A 17,051-nucleotide genomic window follows, 5' to 3' on the forward strand; every position below is an offset into this window, starting at 1 on the left:
TTGTTCGAGGCATCTTAGCAAGCCGTCCTCTCGATTGTCCATGGTGGAGCTTTGCCTTCCAAAGACCCAGCCTTACACCGCTCTCGAAGAAAGTTGCCTGAAGCCCGGCTCCCTCCAAGGTGCTCGAAATCCCTCACTGACCCCGTAGAAAGCCTTTCCCGCCGAATCATGCCCGACGCCTGCCACTGCCCCATCTGCCAGGAACTCCTGGTCGAAGTCGAAGCTGGACTGAATCGTGACATCGCCAATGCCATCCTGACCGGCTTTGGAAGTTCGGAACTTCAGATCCGTCTTCCAGACGGAGGCTGGAAGACCTACATGACTCCCGAGCGCGATGCCAACGGGTTGCTTTGCACGTCTTGTGGCTCGCTGACCCTTGCTCCGACCGTCCCGGAGCACCGACAGTCCCTCGGCCTCGATCCCTGACTTCCTCCGCCTGAACCCTTTCGCCTGCCTCTTTCGATTCTTTTTGTTATGCCGCGTTCCCTCCTGCCCTTTGCGTCCTTTCTGTCCTTCCTCGCTTTCGCCCAGGCGGCTGATTTCCCGAAGCTCTACAACTCAGATCCTGGTGATCCCCAGCCCACTTCTCCCCAGGACGCGCTGAAGGCCCTGAAGCTTCCGGAAGGTTTTAAGGCCACGCTCTTCGCCGCCGAACCAGAGGTGCAGAATCCCGTGGGCATGGCATGGGATACCAAAGGCCGCATGTGGGTGGCGGAAAACTACACCTATGCGGAGCGGGCGAAGCGCTTTGACCTTGGCCTCAAGGACCGCGTCATCATCCTCGAGGACAAGGACTGGGACGGCGTGGCGGAAACGCGGAAGGTCTTCACGGAAGACGTGCAGATGCTCACCAGTGTGGAGGTCGGTCGTGGTGGCGTGTGGCTCATGTGTCCGCCGCAGGTGCTCTTCATCCCGGATGCCAATAATGATGACATCCCCGATGGTCCGCCAGAAGTCGTGCTGGATGGTTTTACTGTCGCGAAGGACAACTACCACAACTTCGCCAACGGTCTGCGCTGGGGCCCGGATGGCTGGCTCTACGGCCGCTGCGGTCACTCCTGCCCCGGACATCTCGGCGTGCCCGGCACACCCGATGAGCAGCGCATCCCCATGAAGGGCGGCATCTGGCGCTTCCATCCCGAGAAGAAGATCGTCGAGGTGCTCACTCACGGCACCACGAATCCCTGGGGCCATGATTGGGACAAGGACGGCGAGATGTTCTTCATCAACACGGTCACTGGTCACCTCTGGCACCTCATCCCCGGCGCTCATCTCATGGACTCGAGCACCATGAATCCCTTCGTGTATGAGAAGCTCGATACCATCGCCGATCACTACCATTACGACCGCAGCGGCAGCTGGACGGAATCCCGAGACGGCAAGGCCAACAGCCTCGGCGGCGGTCATGCCCACATCGGCATGATGATCTACCAGGGCACCCAGTGGCCCGAGACCTACCATAACAAACTATTCACTCTCAACATGCATGGTCGTCGTGCCAACGTGGAGCGCCTGGAGCGCAACGGTAGCGGCTATGTCGGCAAGCACGAGCCCGATGTCTTCTTCAGTGATGACCTCTGGTTCCGCGGCATCGAGATCAGCACCGGCCCCGACGGCAGCGGTTTTATTTTGGATTGGAGCGACACCGGCGAATGCCACGAATCCACCGGCGTGCACCGCACCTCCGGCCGCATCTTCCGCATCACTTATGGTGAGACGAAGAAGCCCGAACTCAAAGCAGAGCAAGCTTCCAACCTGCCCTCCGCCGCCTGGGCATGGCGCAAGCCCGTCCCCAAAGCCGATCTCAAAGGCAACGAGCATCAGCGCGTCCTCGCCATCCGCGAGATGACCCAGTTCTGGCCCCTCGACAAGATCACCGGTGAAGCCCATCCGCAGGCTGTCAAAGAAGTGCAGGAACTCCAAACTTTCCTGGATCTAGCCAAGAACGATGACTCCAGCCTCGTCCACCTCACCCTCGCCAGCACGCTTCAGCGCCTGCCTCTGAAGCATCGCGCCGAGCTCGCCGTGGAACTGCTGAAGCATGCTCAATATGCGAGTGATCCCTTCCTGCCCTACATGGTCTGGTTTGGCATCAGCCCGCTGGCTAAAAGTGAGCCCGCAGCCTTGGTGAAACTCGCGCAGGTTTGCACCTGGCCCAAGACCTTGAAGTGGCTCACGCGCAGCCTCACGACCCAACCCGAAGCATTGAACGATCTCCTCGCTCAAGCGAAGCCCGAGCAGATCCTGGCCATCCTCGAAGGCATGTCGGAAGCCTTCAAAGGCCTGCGCAAGGTCACGAAGCCCGCTGCCTGGGACAAGGTCGCCAAGGTTGATGTCTCGCTGCTCGGCGAAAACGGCCCCACCATGATTCGCGACCTCTCCATCCTGTTCGGCGATGGCCGTGCTCTTGATGACGTGAAAAAGATTGTGGTCGATGACAAGGCTGACATGGCCGCCCGTGAAGCCGCGTTGAAGACTCTCATCGATGCTCGCCCTGACGATCTGCGCAAAGTCTGTGAATCACTCCTCGAAACACGCGGCCTCAATGTCGCCGCCGCTCGTGGTCTCGCGCTCTTTGATGATCCCACCATCGGTCAGCGCTTGGTTAAGGACTATCGCAAGTTCAACTCCGCCGACCGCCCCGCCGTGCTGGATGTGCTCGTCTCACGTCCCTCCTGGGCCACCGCCATGCTGGAGAGCGTGGCCAAGGGCCAGATCACCCGCACAGACATCACCGCCTTCCATGCCCGTCAGGTCCGCGCCTTCAATGACGAGGCCCTAACCAAAAAGCTGACCGATGTCTGGGGCGAGCTGCGCGAGTCCGCTGCCGACAAAAAAGAGCTCATCGAGAAACTAAAGAAACAGCTCACGCCTGCTGCCTTGGCCAAGGCCAACCTCAGCCAGGGCCGCATCCTCTTCACCGCCGTCTGCGGCGCCTGCCATCAGATGTATGGTGAGGGCGGCAAGGTCGGCCCCGACCTCACCGGCTCCGGCCGCGCGAACCTCGACTACCTCCTCGAAAACATCGCCGACCCAAGCGGTGTGGTGAGTGCCGACTACCGCATGAGCCTAGTCACCCTCAAAGACGGCCGCGTGCTCAGCGGTGTCGTCGCCCGCCAGGATGCCCGCACCCTCACGCTGCGCGTGCTCACCGAGGAAACCGTCATCGAGAAAAGTGAAGTCGTGAAACAAGACGCCTCCCCCATGTCCATGATGCCCGAAGGCCTCCTCCTCGCCTTCCAGCCCGACCAGATCCGTGACCTCATCGCCTTCCTCATGCACCCCGTGCAGGTGAAGTGACCCCTATGGAGCGCGGGTGTCCCCACCCGCCTTCTTTTGTTTGGAATCAGTTGTTTAGTTGCACCTATTGTTATGCGAATGCTCACCATCACACTAAGAGTTGTTGCCGGAGTGATTCTCGTATTCTTTGGTCTCATCGCTTGCTTTCGCTCTCAATTCCTGCATTGCCGGACCATCGAAGTAGGTTCAGGTTTGTTCGACGAGCAGTGGATGTCGAGCCGGGAGATTTGGATCGGTGTCGGGTTCGGAGTCGCTTTGCTGGCGCTCAGCGCTTACTTCTTTTGGAGTGCCTGCCGAGGGTTCAGACATTCGCGAAACGCGGTCTAACCACGTGCTGTAGCCAAAGTGCTGTGAGCCTCGAAGAGGCGACACTCCTTAGCCCAGGCCAACGGCCTGGGAAAGGCGCCAAACAACGTCGGTTACCCGATGTGGAGGCCTGTAGGGCCGACACTCGACGTCGGACATTGCAACGGCAAATGGACCCGAGGAGGCGAGTGTCGCACCTTCGGCGCTCTGGTTCGTTGGCGAGTGCGAAACGTGCTGAATCCCAGGCCGTTGGCCTGGGCTGAGGAGTGTCGGGCCCTTGGCCCTCAATGCACAAGGTCATTGCCTCACGCCCTGCATTCGCATCCTTAGTTAGGTATTTCCAACTCAAGAACCCGCCTCAAACTGAATCGCCGCAATCTTGTCCGCCATGTCATGACTCGCGCAGAAGACCAGCTCCGCCGCCGCCGCGCAGCTGATGCGCGCACGCAGCGCCACCACCTCGTCCATGCTATGACCATCGACAAAAGCCTCCACCGGACGCTTGTCCGGTGAGAGATTGCGGATCTCCACCGTGCTGTCGATACTCAGCAGCGCGCTGCGCCAGTGCGCCGGTTGCAGCACGTTTGAACCCACCAGCAACCACGCAGGCGTGTCCGCCAGCAGCGGGCTGGCGCCCATGCTGCGCGCATAGGCTGTGGATCCGGCTGCGGTGGCCACCAGTGCACCGTCACTGACCAGCTTCGCGATGCGCACATCACCATTCACTTTCACCTGTAGCCATGCGCTCTGGCTGGTGCTTCGCTCCAGCCAGGCATCATTGAATCCATACGAGGTGCGGGTCTCACCATTCGCGCCTTCGAACTCCAGATAGAGCATCGGAAGCTGCCGCAGGATCACATCCGAAGGCGGGAACGGCTCGCTAAAAACCTGCTCCGGCGCATTCATGAGGAATCCGAGGTTCCCTGCATTGATGCCGAAGAAAGGCAGGCGTTTGCGCCAGTGCTCGCGAATGCAGCGCAGCATCGCGCCATCGCCCCCGAGCACGTTGATGAACTTCGCGTCGCCATCACTCACACCCGCACCGGTTTTCTCGGCGAGCGCATCGGTCTTGGGATTCTTCGTGTCCGAGCACACCAGAAACGGCGCATCATGCAGACTGTCTCGCGCCCAGGTGCCGGGGATCGGCGCGCGATACAAGCCATAGCGGTCGATGTAGTCACGTACTCTTGGCAGCACCAGGTCATCGATGGGTTCGCCACGTCCAAGCCTCTCACGAATCTCCGTGCTGGAGCCCGGCACATTCAGCGGGATCAATTTGGAGTGTGGCGGAAGATCATTCGGATCGATGTCATGCCCCGGACGTTGCAGCACCACGAAGCGCGCCGTCTTCCAAAGCTCCTCACCCTTGGCCCACGAGGTCTGGATCGGTGCCGCGCCACGTCCACCACCGGCGATCAAATCCGTGCCCACCACATGCCAGACCTCACCCATCGGCGCGAAGCGCTCCTGCAGCTCCCAGTTTCGTGAAAACGTGGCCTGCTCCAGATCAAAGAGATCCACCACCACCTTCGGCAAACCTGCAAACGCCAGATCCGCCAGCGCGGCACGGTAGACCGGCGGAATGCTGTCCGTCACAGACTTGTCAGGGCGCGGCCCGCAGGGGATCACCCGCACCTCGTCAAATTCACGCGCCAAAGTCTCCGCGATGGCACGATGATGCCGTCCGGGCGGATTAAAGCTGCCTCCGAAGATGGCGATACGCATGAGATAAATCTGGAGGTGCCCAAGCGCGGCGGCAAACAGAACATGCGGGCATGTTTGTCAAAGCACCACGCTGTGGCGAATGACCTATGATTGATAAAGGAAGGTCGTCAGCGGACTTGTGGCCGTAGCTTCCGTGCTGGACTCCGCGAGTCCCATCTCATAAGCCGCACGCCCTGCCTCCACCGCCATCTTGAAGGCGATGCCCATGCGCGCGGGATCACTGGCGATGGCAATCGCGGTATTCACCAGCACGGCATCCGCACCCATCTCAAAGGCCTCCGCTGCATGACTCGGCGCACCGATGCCTGCATCCACCACCACCGGCACCGTGGCCTGGGTAATGATGATTTCGATCTGCTTCCGCGTGGTGATGCCTTGATGCGATCCGATGGGCGAACCCAACGGCATCACCGTGGCTGTGCCGACATCCTGCAAGCGACGTGCCAGCACGGGATCCGCATTGATGTAAGGCAGCACGATGAAGCCTTCCTTCACCAGCACTTCCGCCGCCTTCAGCGTCTCGATCGGGTCCGGCAAAAGGTAACGAGGATCCGGATGGATCTCCAGCTTCACCCAGTTTGGCAGACCTGCAGCCACGGCCAGTCGTGCCAGCCTCACCGCTTCCTCCGCATTCATCGCACCACTGGTGTTTGGCAGCAGCAGGATGTCCTTCGGAATGTAGTCCAGAATGTTCGCAAAAGGATCTCCCTTGCCGGAGAGGTCGGCGCGCCGCAGCGCCACCGTGACGATCTCCGTGCCCGAGGCCACGATGGCATCACGCATGAGATCACCCGAGGCAAACTTGCCCGTGCCCAGCATGAGGCGGGATTGAAACGTGCGTCCGGCGATGGTGAGGGGCTGGTTCTGCATGAAATCGAAAAAGGGAATCAAACGTCGCGAAGTCGTCGGCGAATTTTACTGGGGTTACGGCGGTGGTCTAGAATGGCCCGGACGTGAACGCCTTTGGAATCCACGGTGTAATAAATCAGGTAGTAGGGGAATGCACCTTGGACGACTGCACGGTAGAAACCCCTGTGGACAGGGTGAATCCCTGCCGTCTCGCCAAGCTTCATGACCTCTGTCTCGAGAAAGGCGATGACGCGTTCACCAAGTCCCTTCTCTTGTTTCTCGTAGAACCGTGCTGCCTTGAGAATGTCTTCATGCGCAGAACGAAGAACATGCACCGTCATGACTTCATTCGTTCCTGTTGAAACCTTTCACGGATTTGGCGAAAAGCGTCTTCTACGGGAATGGATTCGTCGAGCCCTGCGGCGCGCAGCTTTTCCCGCTCCTCAAGGATTTCGAGATGCCATTCGGGAATATCATCATCGTCCGCGATGATCTCCTCACGCACACGTTCCACCAACACTTTCTTCTCCTCGCGACTCAGGCAGGAGATGGCACCCATCAATGCGTCAATGACGGGTGTGGAGGTGCTGGCGATCGCGCTCATGGCTGGAGAGTAACCAATTTACCTGCCCAGATCAAGCCAGTTGCAGCCTCTGCAGCAGCTCGTCGCCATTGAGCTGGATCCCGATGTAGAAGTCACCGAACTCGCCATACTGCGTGGTCACTTCATCCCAGCGCATCTCATAGACGATGCTTTTGATCTGGAATACATCGTGAGCAAAGAGGGTCACACCCCACTCATGGCTATCGAGGCCGGTGGATCCGGTGATGAGCTGGCGCACCTTGCCGGAATACTTGCGGCCGGTGCGGGCATGGCCCTGCATCAGCTCACGACGGGTGGCGAAGTCGTTCGCATACCAGTTCGCACCCACATTGCGGCGCTTGCTCATGGGGTAAAAGCACATGACCTGCCAGTCCGGCATGTTCGGGTACAGGCGGTCGTTGAAATACTTGTCCATGTGACCCTTCCACTCGGCCATGCGCTTGGCGTGGGCCTCGGAGCCGGCCTCCAGGTTTTCCGTGCGGGCGATGCGCTCGGAGGCTTCCTCCTCCTTCTCGCTGTATTCCGTCCACTCGGTCATGGAAAGGTAGCTGTAGGTCGGGTTCAGCATCTCCGGCCCCAGGGCCAGCGTCAGCTCCTTCTCAAAGCGGTTCGCGTCCTGCAGATCTGGCGTGAGCAGCATGATGCCCAGGTCAGCCTTCGGGCTCACCATGCTGAAGCTCAGCAACTGGGTCTTCGGGTGGCTGCGGATGCGCTGCAGGGTCTCCGCCAAGCGGGTGGTGCGCTCAGCCTTTTCCTCAGGCGTCAGGGCGGCCCAGAAACCGTGGTCGAGGTTGTAAAACAGGTGCTGAACGATCCAGCCTTCTTGGGGGATGATGGGGGACATGGAGGGGCGGTTGGTGGAGGTAAAAGTGACTGGGAGTTGTTTGCCGTGCTTTCGGGCAGGATCAAGCCGCAGGAAAGGGGAAGTCTTGCCCATCCTTGTGCTCTCCTGCGCCTGCCTTTTTGAGACCCCGTCTCGTCCTGCGCGGGGAGGAAAAAACGATTGAAAGAGAGGGGGGTGGGCACTACTCTCCCGGCCCTCAAACCCCAGACATCCCCCTGACAATGGCTGACGCAGCAAACAAATATTCCCAGAACGTGAACGGTGCCTACTACGTGGACGATCAGTGCATCGACTGCGATCTGTGCCGTGAGACGGCTCCAGCCAATTTCAAGCGTGATGACGACGGTGGCCACTCTTACGTCTTCAAGCAGCCAGAAAACGACGACGAGATCAACCTCTGCGAGGAAGCCCTCACCGGCTGCCCGGTCGAGGCCATCGGTCGCGACGGCGCAGACTGAGATCCTTTCCAATCCTGGGTTCTTTTCCAAAAGGGCGCGGCTCATGCAGCCGCGCCTTTTCTATTTCTTCGGCAGTATCAGCCACTGGCTCGCCTGCACCTGGAGCAGGTTCGCACAGCGCCCTGACTCAGCCTTTTCCGGATAGCTGATCCACAGGGTGCAGGCCTTGGCTTGCGATTCCTGAAGGCTGCCTCGCAGATTCGTCTGCAGCCAGCTCGCCATTTCACCATCCCGCGGGCAGTAGACGTTGATCAGTCCGGTGCCATCAGGGGACGTGACCTTCAGTGAGAGATATCTCAAACTGTCACTGAACTCATGACTGTAGTAGTCATCCAGCGTCACATAGCCACGCACCAGGACGGGGGTGGATGGCCGCGTCTTGGACAGCTCGCTGAAGCTTTTTTGCGAGTAACCCACCAGGCTCTCCCAGTCGATCACCAGCCGGTTGGTGCCCGTGCGGCGCATCAGCAGTTCCAGCCGTCCCACCACACGGGAGCCCCGGAAGTTCAGCTGGATGATCTCAGCCCCGCCGATCCGCAGTCGTTTTTGATCAATGAGCGTCCCAATCACCGGATCGACATTCTGCTGGACCTCATAGTAGTCCTCCATCAGTGCCCGCACCCGCTCCGGCTCTGAGACAAACTGCAGCCGGTCCTGCCAGTGGGTGGTGTCGGCATACTTGCGGACCAGGCCTTCCGCATCGGTCAAGGCAGTCAGCGGCAGGACTTCTGGTTCCGTGGTTTCCGGCACCTTACGCGCGGCGGGATCGTAGCGCAGCACGACCTCAGTCTCGGGTGGTGCGGTGAGTGCGGCCGGAACTACCGTGCCAGGAGTAGCGGTCACGGCTGCCGGGCGTGCGCTCTCCGTCGAGTAGGCCGTGGCCAGCCGCACTTTCTCCGCCTGTTGGGACATCTGCATGATCGCCCGCCGATGCTCCACCACTCTGAAATGATAGCGCCAGCCCAGCACCAGGCACAGGACCAGAATGACCGCCAGGGTTGAAGCAGTCGCCATGAAAGCACGATGAGGGGCTGGAGTGGCAAGATGCATGGACTAGTTCACGGTATAAAGGCACGCATGCTTAACTGAGGCAGGGCAGAGCGGGCAAGCACTTCCTCGAAACCTTCCCGCATCGTGGCGGGAGATAGTGGTCGGGCCGGCGAGATTCGAACTCACGACCTCTTGCACCCCATGCAAGCGTTCTACCAGGCTGAACTACGGCCCGACCTTTTGGCGGGACAGCATGCGCTGTCCGGCTGGGGATGCGGATGATGGCGGGATGCCTCTCCTTTGCAACTGACTTGTTTTCATCCCGCGCAAAATTTCTTCATCTCATCCGCCATCAAACCTGCGTCTTCAGGCGGCCACCACGCAGTGCTCCATAGATGATGAAAGCGATGCCTGTGAGCACCATGAAGAGGGAGAAGAACTGCCCCTTCGTCATGCCCATGATGGCTTCGGAGCCTGAGTCTGGCTGGCGCAGGTTTTCCAGGCTGATGCGTGCCACCGCATAGAGGATGAAGAACAGCCCCGTGAGCACACCGTGCGGCAGCCGCGGCCAGCGCATGCGCACCGCCAGCAGCACCGCGCTCAGCAGCAGACCTTCACCCAGGGCTTCATAAAGCTGGGAGGGATGACGAGTGTGCAGGATGGACTCCAGCTCCGCACGACCTCCGCCATTCTGCTCAAACCACGCGATGATCTCCGGACTGTGCTGCAGATTCGGGGGCAGGGAAACCGGTGTCCCACCTTGCTTCACGAAGTCCTCATGCAGCAGCTCCGTGGGAAATTTCATGCCCCATGAGCTCGTCGTCACTCGGCCAAAAAGCTCGCCATTGATGAAGTTCGCGATGCGGCCGCAAAACACCCCCAGCGGCGCACCGCAGACCAGTGTGTCACCGATGCCCGTCCACGAGATCTTGTGCTTCCGCGCATACCACAGGCAGAAAAGTGCCACTCCCGCGATGCCGCCATGACTGGCCATGCCACCCTTGTGAATCATGAAGATCATCCACGGCGTCTGGACGAACTGATCCCAATCATAGAGCAGGATGTAGCCCACGCGTCCGCCCAGCACGACGCCAAAGATGGCCACCAGGGTGATGAAGTCCGCCACCTGGTTCTCCTTGATCTCGGAGAGGCCGCGCCGCGCCAGAAACCGCATCACCAGATAGGTCAGGTAAAAGCCCAGCACATAGGCCAGCCCATACCAATGCAGCGCGAAGCTGTCGCTGAAGCGGATCAGATAAGGGCTGAGATCGTGGAGATAGGTGGCGAGGACGCTGGTCATGGCAGGAAAACCGGCCCCCATTTCGTGGCAGGCATGGATTCCGGCAAGTGAAAGGAGCGCCATCCATACGCAGCCACTCCACAGGATGCGCGTGTCCCGCGCAGCCTACCGGGCTCAGTTTCGCTCTGTTGGAGTGAAGCCTTTAGGCGATCTGGGTTCTGGGAAGGAACGTCACGTCAAAGATCGGCTAAAGCCTGCACTCCAACGGCTGGTATCGTTCCGTTAGAGAGTAGCCTTCAGCCAATTCCGGGACCATCTGAGCCCTCGGCGCTATCTGCGGTTAAAAAATCCGTCACCCCAGCGTTCTCTCGTTTCCATGAAATCCAGCCGCCGTCTTCTCGTCGCCATCGCTCTGCTGTCCGCCGCCGTTCGTGCCATCGCCGCACCGGCGGAGCATGTGATCCTGGTCAGCATTGACGGCTGGGCGCATCACTACTTTGACGATCCCCGCTGCCATATGCCCACGGTGAAAAAGCTCGCCGCGGAGGGTGTGCGTGCGAAGCGCATGCAGTGCAGCTTTCCCACCGTCACCTGGACCAATCACACCACCCTCGTCACCGGCGTGAACCCCGGCAAACACGGTGTGCTCTCGAACGACTACTGGGACCGAGAGCAGTGGAAAAAGATCCCGCTCATCCCGGACCCCATCTTCAACAAGGAAGAGATCGTCAAGACCCCGACCATCTATGACGTGGTCAAACAAGCGGGCATGACCACTGCAGGCGTCATCTGGCCTGCCTCACGCGGTGCCAAAACCCTCGACTGGACCGTGCCAGATGTTTTTGAGCAGGAGCTCTTTGAAAAATACGGCACCCCGCAGCTCATCGCCGAGGCCAAGCAGCTCGGCATCCCCATCGAAAAACAGATGGAGTGGTGCAAGGCAGGCAATCCCGGCAAGGCGCAGCGTGACTACATGTATTCGCAGCTCGCGCAGCACATCATCCGCACCAAGAAGCCGAACTTCCTCGCCCTCCATCTTGTGAGCCTGGACAGCTTCGAGCATGCGCACGGTCGCCAGGTTCCCGAAGCCTACTGGGCTGCGAATGACTCCGACAACCGCGTGGCTGATCTCATCCGCGCCACGGAAGAGGCAGGCATTCGTGACAAGACCACCTTCGTCATCACCACGGATCACGGCTTCATCACCTATGACAAGCTCATCAATCCAAACGTGGTGCTGAAGCAGGATGGCCTAACCAAAACCGTGCTCGGAAAAACGCTGGACAAGTCCTCCAAAGTCTTCGCCATGGCCGAGGGCGGCGCATGTTTCGTCTACGTGTTTGATCAAGCTAACCGTTATAGCATCCTGGCGGACATCACGCCCAAGCTCGCCGCCATTGAAGGCGTGGAGTCCATCGTCGAGCGGAAGGACTTCAAGACCGTCGTCGGCCATCTCTTGTCCGAGGAGGACCCTCGCGAGCCCGACCTCTTCTTGTCCGCAAAGGACGGTTATAACTTCACGGACTCCCTCGCGGACAGCGCCGTGATCACCAAGGTGGAGGTCGCCAAAGGTTCCCACGGTTACCTGCACACGCACCCGGACATGGGTGGTTGCTTTGTCATCAGCGGAGCCGGGGTGAAGACCGGCGGCAGCGTCATTGAGAAGATTGACAATCGCGATGTTGCCCCGACCATGGCGAAGCTGCTCGGCGTGACGATTCCTGGGGTGGAAGGACGCGTGCTTGAGGAAGCGCTGAAGTAAGCAAGCAAAGCCGCCGCGCGCGGCACATCCAACCGCGAGGAGAGGTAGAGACGAGACATGGCCGAGACCCTAGAGACCCAGCGTGTAGACAAGTGGCTGCACCACATCCGCGTTTTCAAAACCCGCAGCCTGGCCACCCAGGCCTGCAATAAGGGGAACGTCACTCTCGACGGCCAGGTCATCAAACCCAGCCGTGATCTGCATCTCGGAAACGTCCTGGAGGTCGTGCGCGGAGACCTGCGCCTGCGTTTAAAAGTGCTCGGCTTCCCGTCTCAGCGGCTGGGGGCTCCGCGGGTGCTGGAGTTCTGTGAAAACCAGACCCCGGAGGAGTGGATCATCAAGGCCGGGGAGCTCCGCCGCCAGCGGGAACTGGAAACACCCCGGGAGCACGAGACCGTGGCCAAGCCTAATAAGCAGCAACTCAGGCAGTTGCGGGAATGGTGGGCCCAGGAGCACGCCTGACCGGGGGAAAAACACCTTGCCGCAGGGGGTAAAGCGTGTTCTCTGACCCTTCACGTCTCACCTACCTACCACCTAACTCATGACTGAACGTCGTATCGTTATCACAGGCATCGGAGTCGTTTCCCCCCTCGGAAACAACAAGGATGACTTCTGGAAAAACCTCGTGGCCGGCAAGAGCGGCATCCGGCGCATCCAGAGCATGGACACGGAGAAGTATGACTGCAAAATCGCAGGCGAAGTGGTGGATTTCGACCCCACCCCCTTCTTCAACAATCACAAGGAAGCCCGTCGTGCGGACCGCTTCTTCCAGCTCGCCATGGCTGCCTCCAAGATGGCCTTCAAGGACAGCGGCCTGAACCAGGACAGCCTGGACCCCTGGCGCGTCGGCGTCATGGTCGGCTCCGGCATCGGCGGTCTGAGCACCATCGAGACCCAGTATGAGATCCTTTTGAACAAGGGCCCGAACCGCGTCTCCCCCTTCCTGATCCCGATGATGATCACGAACATCGCCTCCGGCATGATCGCGACCGACTTCGGCTTCATGGGCCCGAACATGTGCATCACCACCGCCTGCGCCACGTCCAACAACAACATTGGCGAGGCCTGGCGCATCATGAAGTTTGGCGATGCCGATATCATGATCGCCGGTGGTGCTGAAGCCAGCATCCGTCCCTGCGGCCTGTCTGGTTTCGGCAACATGAAAGCCCTCTCCATGCGCAATGACGAGCCTGAGCGCGCCTCCCGCCCCTGGGACACGGGTCGCGATGGCTTCGTGATGGGGGAAGGCTCCGGCGTTGTCGTCCTCGAAGAGTATGAGCACGCCAAGAAGCGCGGTGCCACCATCTATGCCGAGCTGGCCGGTTACGGCGTCACTGCCGATGCCTACCACCTCACCGCCCCGCATCCGGAAGGCCTCGGCGCCTCCAAGTGCATGGACATGGCCCTCCGCCATGCCAAGATGAACCCGACCGATGTCAGCTACGTGAATGCTCACGCCACCTCCACTCCGGTGGGTGACCTCTGTGAGCTGCGCGCCATCAAGCGCACCTTCGGCGGATACGCCCAGAAGGGCCTCCTCGTCTCCGGCACCAAGTCCATGACCGGTCACCTTCTCGGTGCCGCCGGTGGTATTGAGCTCGCCGCCAGCATCTTCGCCATCCGCGACCAGATCATCCCTCCGACCATCAACGTCGAAAACCTCGACCCTGAAGTCGATGTCGACATCGTCCCGAACGTCGCCCGTCAGGCCAAAGTCACCGCCGCCCTCAGCAACAGTTTTGGATTTGGCGGTCACAACAGCTCCGTGCTCGTGAAGAAGGTGGACTAAATAAAGTCCGCTCCAGCTTCTCTGATCTATCCTCAAAAGGAGACGCCCAAAGCGTCTCCTTTTGCTTTGGGTGCAGGTGCTAGACAAAGATGAAACAAACCCCATTCTTCAGACATGAAGATCGTCTTGCCTCCAGCACTGTCCGCGCTCGTGGAGAGGTTGATGCAGACAGGTCGTTATGCCGATGAAGGTGAGGTCGTGCGTGCAGCTTTGCGCGCGCTCGAGCATCAAGAGTTTGATGAACCGCTGAATCTGGAATCTGCCATTCTCAGCGGAGTGCATTCTCAACACATCCTCTATGATGCCTCAGTGCTTGATCGAGTCCGCCTGAACGCAGCCATCTGAGAGCGAGCCCAAACCGATGGAGGTAGAAAGATTGAGGGTAGAAAAATTTTCTGAAATCTTTCTACCCTTAATTTTTCTACCATCATTCAAGGCCATTACTCCTCCTTCTTCCCCGCACCCTTGCCTTTGCCCTTGTTGCCACCCTTGGCGCGGTTCGGCTTCATAATGTCATCCGGCAGTGGACCCGCCATGGGAGCCGTCTCAAAGAAGGCTCCATCATTCTCCACGCGCGGATCCTTCGTGCGCTTCAGCTCGGCCATGAGGCGCTCGCGCATCTGATCGCGGATGGTCGCATACTCCGGATCATCAGCCACGTTCTTCACCTCAAACGGATCCTTGCCGATGACATACAGCTCCTCGCGCGGACGCTGCGCAAAGGCCCAGTCGAAATGCTGCTTCCACTGCGCGTTCGCACGCTCGCCGATGATCCAGGCCTTCGTGGGGCTGCTGTCCATGTCCGCGAAGCTGATGTGCGTATTGTTGGTTAGGGTGTCCGCGTCCGCATCCATCTGCCCGGCATCGCCCATGGGCATGCGGTCCGGCTTGAAGTTGTGAATATACAGATACTCCGGCGTGCGTAGCGCGCGCTGAGGGTAGGGGAGATAGCCTTCGCGCGCGGACTCCACATGCCGCTCGCGGCCCGTGATCACAGACGTGCGCTCAGGATCCACCTGGCCGCTCTTGTCACTCTGCAGCACCTTCACCAGGCTGCGGCCCGTCATGACCTCAGGCGGTGTCACACCACCCGTTTCCAGGAAGGTCGGCGCCAGATCCATGAGGTTCACGAAATCATCCACCACACGGCCACCCTTCGTGCCCGCGCCACGCACGGCCAGCGTCACATGCGTGCCGAAATCGTAGAGGTTGCACTTCCCATGCGGGAAGCCCGGCGCGCCGTGATCTCCACTCACCACTACGAGCGTGTTGTCCAGCTCACCCAGTGCCTCCAGCTTCTTCAGCAGCACGCCGATGCAGGCATCAAAGGCCATGATCTCGCCAAAGTAGCTCGCCAGATCTTCACGCACCTCGGGCACATCCGGAAGGAAGGCGGGGAGCTTGCCCTTGAGCTGCTCAGGATCCAGGCCCCAGAGCTTCGCGCCACTGCCCTTCACCCATTTGCGATGCACGTTCGTCGGCCCATACCAAAAGCAGAAGGGTTGACCCTCTTTACGATCCGCGATGAAGGCATCGAAGTTCCCCGCGACCTCATCGTAGAGCTCCTGCTTCGCTGCATCCACGGCCTTGCCCTCGTTCACCATCTTCGTCACGTTTTCGGAGAAGTCATTCACCCGGCGGCCCGCCTTTTCATACGCATGCGCCTGCTGCCCATACGGCGCATCCGCCGGTGAGCCGGGCGACCACACCTTATACGCCTTGCCGATGTGATAACCCGAGTCTTTGAGCAAAAGTGGATAGGCCGGAATGCCCAGGTCCCACTTCGCGCCTTGCAGGATGGCCGCGCGGCCCGTGCGCCAGAAATATTGTCCGGAGAGCAGCGAGCTGCGGCACGGTGTGCAGGATGGTGCGCAGACATGCGCATTCTTGAAAAGCACACCTTCCTTCGCGATGCGGTCGATGTTCGGCGTCTTGATCAGATCATTGACCGTGCCCTTGCCATCCAGCTGCTGATAGATGCTCGCATAGCGCCCCATGTCATCCGCAAAACAAAACAGGATGTTCGGCCGCTTCGCATCCGCGGCAGAGAGCGGTGAGCCGGGCATCAGGAGGGCAAATCCGAGGGCGAGAAAAGAGAATAGACGCATGGTGATGCCCGTGAACGAAGGGCAGGCAGGCAGACTTGCAGCCAGCCGCTGTCCGAGGCAGCATGGGGACCATGATCGATGACTTCGAAGTGCTCCAAAAGATCGCCGAAAGCGATCGCGGTGGCATCTATCAAGCCCGGGACAGGCGTGATGGCCGCATCATCGCCCTGAAGAAGTTTGAGGACCTCGCACGCCTGCCCACCTGGGAGCGCGAGGCTCACGCGCTCAGCACCATTCGTGGAGACAACGTCGTCAAACTCATGGAGAGCGGCATACTTCCCCAAGGTGCGTACCTCGCGCTTGAATGGCTCGAAGGCGAATCCCTGGATGCCCGTGCGTCTCGCGATCCACTTTCCCTCACCGAATTCGCCCGCCTCACCTCCCAGACTCTGGATGCCCTGCACTCCGTCCACCGCGCCGGCTTCCTTCACCGCGATGTGAAGCCCGCGAACCTCCAGCAAGGCGGCGATGGCATCTGGACCCTCATCGACTTCGGCGAGTCCCGACCACTAGGTGTCAGCTCACGCCAGCCCCTCGTCGGCTCCATCCACTGCATGGCCCCGGAGCAGTTTGAGGAAAGGCACCTCGATGTGCGGACCGATCTCTACGCCCTCGGCTGCACCCTCTTCTTCGCCCTCACCAGCCGCTTCGCCCACGTCGGTGAGACCACCCCCGAGGTCATGACCAGCCACCTCTATCCCGAGCCACCCGCCCTCGCCGATGCGCGCCCGGATCTCCCCGCTTCCCTCGTCGCCTGGGTTGAAAAGCTCATGTCCCGCCTGCCCGGCGATCGCCCGCAGAGCTGCCAGGAGGCTTTAAGAACCCTCTCCGCCTGATTTTTCCCAAGTCAGCCGTGCTGGAATGCCTTTCCCGCAGTTGACACCCCGCCCCGACTCGCTAGCCTCCCACTTCGCTCAACGAGCATGGCGAGGTAGCAAAGTGGTAATGCACTGGTCTGCAAAACCGGTATGCGCGGGTTCAATTCCCGCCCTCGCCTCCACTTTCACACATCATAAGGTGTCAGGCCTTGGGCCGCTAAAACGTTTCCGTGTGCTTATGCACCGTCTCCCGATAGG

General features: G+C 60.0%; 16 protein-coding genes and 2 tRNA genes. 9 read left to right on the forward strand and 9 right to left on the reverse strand.

Annotated elements, in window-relative coordinates:
- Positions 1-168: 168 nt before the first annotated feature.
- Both BGE01nite_RS06650 and BGE01nite_RS06655 read left to right on the forward strand, forming a co-directional pair.
- Positions 169-426: a hypothetical protein gene (locus BGE01nite_RS06650; protein WP_146849650.1), complete on the forward strand. Its 258-nt coding sequence runs from the start codon at positions 169-171 to the stop codon at positions 424-426.
- Positions 427-474: 48 nt separating this feature from the next.
- A complete protein-coding gene (locus BGE01nite_RS06655) occupies positions 475-3,300 on the forward strand; it encodes a PVC-type heme-binding CxxCH protein (protein WP_146849651.1) in 2,826 nt (941 codons plus the stop codon).
- A gap of 651 nt (positions 3,301-3,951) precedes the next feature.
- Here the strand turns inward: BGE01nite_RS06655 and BGE01nite_RS06660 are convergent.
- The 5 genes from BGE01nite_RS06660 to hemQ all read right to left on the reverse strand — a co-directional run bounded on the left by BGE01nite_RS06660 (position 3,952) and on the right by hemQ (position 7,628).
- Entirely contained in the window at positions 3,952-5,331 is a 1,380-nt protein-coding gene (locus BGE01nite_RS06660; protein WP_146849652.1) for an NAD(+)/NADH kinase, read from the reverse strand.
- A gap of 84 nt (positions 5,332-5,415) precedes the next feature.
- Positions 5,416-6,201 (reverse strand): thiazole synthase, encoded by a 786-nt coding sequence (locus BGE01nite_RS06665; RefSeq protein WP_146849653.1) that lies wholly within the window; start codon positions 6,199-6,201, stop codon positions 5,416-5,418.
- Between the two features lie 17 nt (positions 6,202-6,218).
- The gene (locus tag BGE01nite_RS06670; RefSeq protein WP_146849654.1) at positions 6,219-6,521 is read right to left on the reverse strand and encodes a type II toxin-antitoxin system RelE/ParE family toxin; all 303 of its coding nucleotides are present in this window, start codon (positions 6,519-6,521) and stop codon (positions 6,219-6,221) included.
- Positions 6,518-6,784, reverse strand: a complete 267-nt coding sequence (locus BGE01nite_RS06675; protein ID WP_146849655.1) for an addiction module protein — start codon at positions 6,782-6,784, stop codon at positions 6,518-6,520. Before BGE01nite_RS06675 ends, BGE01nite_RS06670 begins: the two co-directional genes overlap by 4 nt.
- A 31-nt stretch (positions 6,785-6,815) precedes the next feature.
- Positions 6,816-7,628, reverse strand: coding sequence for a hydrogen peroxide-dependent heme synthase (gene hemQ, locus BGE01nite_RS06680; RefSeq protein ID WP_146849656.1), 813 nt, complete (start codon positions 7,626-7,628; stop codon positions 6,816-6,818).
- 221 nt (positions 7,629-7,849) lie between these two features.
- Between hemQ and BGE01nite_RS06685 the strand changes: the two genes are divergently transcribed.
- The gene (locus BGE01nite_RS06685) at positions 7,850-8,086 is read left to right on the forward strand and encodes a ferredoxin (RefSeq protein WP_146849657.1); all 237 of its coding nucleotides are present in this window, start codon (positions 7,850-7,852) and stop codon (positions 8,084-8,086) included.
- 60 nt (positions 8,087-8,146) lie between these two features.
- Here the strand turns inward: BGE01nite_RS06685 and BGE01nite_RS06690 are convergent, their stop codons facing one another.
- The 3 genes from BGE01nite_RS06690 to lgt form a co-directional block, all read right to left on the reverse strand.
- Positions 8,147-9,100, reverse strand: a complete 954-nt coding sequence (locus BGE01nite_RS06690; RefSeq protein WP_146849658.1) for a hypothetical protein — start codon at positions 9,098-9,100, stop codon at positions 8,147-8,149.
- 134 nt (positions 9,101-9,234) lie between these two features.
- Positions 9,235-9,311 (reverse strand) — tRNA-Pro (locus BGE01nite_RS06695).
- Between the two features lie 117 nt (positions 9,312-9,428).
- Entirely contained in the window at positions 9,429-10,376 is a 948-nt protein-coding gene (gene lgt / locus BGE01nite_RS06700) for a prolipoprotein diacylglyceryl transferase (protein ID WP_170266644.1), read from the reverse strand.
- A gap of 316 nt (positions 10,377-10,692) precedes the next feature.
- Here lgt and BGE01nite_RS06705 point away from each other — a divergent pair, with 316 nt between their 5' ends.
- The 4 genes from BGE01nite_RS06705 (at position 10,693) to BGE01nite_RS06720 (ending at position 14,212) form a co-directional block, all read left to right on the forward strand.
- The gene (locus BGE01nite_RS06705) at positions 10,693-12,078 is read left to right on the forward strand and encodes an alkaline phosphatase family protein (RefSeq protein WP_146849660.1); all 1,386 of its coding nucleotides are present in this window, start codon (positions 10,693-10,695) and stop codon (positions 12,076-12,078) included.
- A gap of 57 nt (positions 12,079-12,135) precedes the next feature.
- Positions 12,136-12,540: an RNA-binding S4 domain-containing protein gene (locus BGE01nite_RS06710; RefSeq protein WP_146849661.1), complete on the forward strand. Its 405-nt coding sequence runs from the start codon at positions 12,136-12,138 to the stop codon at positions 12,538-12,540.
- A gap of 79 nt (positions 12,541-12,619) precedes the next feature.
- Positions 12,620-13,867 carry a beta-ketoacyl-ACP synthase II gene (fabF, locus tag BGE01nite_RS06715; protein ID WP_146849662.1) on the forward strand — a complete coding sequence of 416 codons (1,248 nt, stop codon included), beginning with the start codon at positions 12,620-12,622 and terminating at the stop codon, positions 13,865-13,867.
- A gap of 114 nt (positions 13,868-13,981) precedes the next feature.
- Positions 13,982-14,212 carry a ribbon-helix-helix domain-containing protein gene (locus tag BGE01nite_RS06720; protein WP_146849663.1) on the forward strand — a complete coding sequence of 77 codons (231 nt, stop codon included), beginning with the start codon at positions 13,982-13,984 and terminating at the stop codon, positions 14,210-14,212.
- A gap of 95 nt (positions 14,213-14,307) precedes the next feature.
- Here BGE01nite_RS06720 and BGE01nite_RS06725 read toward each other — a convergent pair whose 3' ends face one another.
- Complete coding sequence (locus BGE01nite_RS06725; protein ID WP_146849664.1) at positions 14,308-15,975, reverse strand: sulfatase family protein; 1,668 nt, start codon at positions 15,973-15,975, stop codon at positions 14,308-14,310.
- Between the two features lie 71 nt (positions 15,976-16,046).
- On the opposite strand from BGE01nite_RS06725, the gene BGE01nite_RS06730 reads away from it, so the two are divergent.
- Together BGE01nite_RS06730 and BGE01nite_RS06735 are read left to right on the forward strand one after the other, a co-directional pair.
- Positions 16,047-16,811, forward strand: a complete 765-nt coding sequence (locus BGE01nite_RS06730) for a serine/threonine-protein kinase (RefSeq protein ID WP_170266645.1) — start codon at positions 16,047-16,049, stop codon at positions 16,809-16,811.
- 89 nt (positions 16,812-16,900) lie between these two features.
- A tRNA-Cys gene (locus BGE01nite_RS06735) sits at positions 16,901-16,975 on the forward strand.
- The last annotated feature ends 76 nt before the right edge of the window (positions 16,976-17,051 follow it).

Origin of the sequence: Prosthecobacter gellanilyticus, from assembly GCF_007992435.1 — a bacterium.
GTDB lineage: Bacteria > Verrucomicrobiota > Verrucomicrobiia > Verrucomicrobiales > Verrucomicrobiaceae > Prosthecobacter > Prosthecobacter gellanilyticus.

Excerpts from the sequence above, each read along its gene's own strand:
- BGE01nite_RS06650 (WP_146849650.1), top strand. The coding sequence starts at position 169 with ATGCCCGACGCCTGCCACTGCCCCATCTGCCAGGAACTCCTGGTCGAA.
- BGE01nite_RS06655 (WP_146849651.1), top strand. The coding sequence starts at position 475 with ATGCCGCGTTCCCTCCTGCCCTTTGCGTCCTTTCTGTCCTTCCTCGCT.
- BGE01nite_RS06660 (WP_146849652.1), bottom strand. The coding sequence starts at position 5,331 with ATGCGTATCGCCATCTTCGGAGGCAGCTTTAATCCGCCCGGACGGCAT.
- BGE01nite_RS06665 (WP_146849653.1), bottom strand. The coding sequence starts at position 6,201 with ATGCAGAACCAGCCCCTCACCATCGCCGGACGCACGTTTCAATCCCGC.
- BGE01nite_RS06670 (WP_146849654.1), bottom strand. The coding sequence starts at position 6,521 with ATGACGGTGCATGTTCTTCGTTCTGCGCATGAAGACATTCTCAAGGCA.
- BGE01nite_RS06675 (WP_146849655.1), bottom strand. The coding sequence starts at position 6,784 with ATGAGCGCGATCGCCAGCACCTCCACACCCGTCATTGACGCATTGATG.
- hemQ (WP_146849656.1), bottom strand. The coding sequence starts at position 7,628 with ATGTCCCCCATCATCCCCCAAGAAGGCTGGATCGTTCAGCACCTGTTT.
- BGE01nite_RS06685 (WP_146849657.1), top strand. The coding sequence starts at position 7,850 with ATGGCTGACGCAGCAAACAAATATTCCCAGAACGTGAACGGTGCCTAC.
- BGE01nite_RS06690 (WP_146849658.1), bottom strand. The coding sequence starts at position 9,100 with ATGGCGACTGCTTCAACCCTGGCGGTCATTCTGGTCCTGTGCCTGGTG.
- lgt (WP_170266644.1), bottom strand. The coding sequence starts at position 10,376 with ATGACCAGCGTCCTCGCCACCTATCTCCACGATCTCAGCCCTTATCTG.
- BGE01nite_RS06705 (WP_146849660.1), top strand. The coding sequence starts at position 10,693 with ATGAAATCCAGCCGCCGTCTTCTCGTCGCCATCGCTCTGCTGTCCGCC.
- BGE01nite_RS06710 (WP_146849661.1), top strand. The coding sequence starts at position 12,136 with ATGGCCGAGACCCTAGAGACCCAGCGTGTAGACAAGTGGCTGCACCAC.
- fabF (WP_146849662.1), top strand. The coding sequence starts at position 12,620 with ATGACTGAACGTCGTATCGTTATCACAGGCATCGGAGTCGTTTCCCCC.
- BGE01nite_RS06720 (WP_146849663.1), top strand. The coding sequence starts at position 13,982 with ATGAAGATCGTCTTGCCTCCAGCACTGTCCGCGCTCGTGGAGAGGTTG.
- BGE01nite_RS06725 (WP_146849664.1), bottom strand. The coding sequence starts at position 15,975 with ATGCGTCTATTCTCTTTTCTCGCCCTCGGATTTGCCCTCCTGATGCCC.
- BGE01nite_RS06730 (WP_170266645.1), top strand. The coding sequence starts at position 16,047 with ATGATCGATGACTTCGAAGTGCTCCAAAAGATCGCCGAAAGCGATCGC.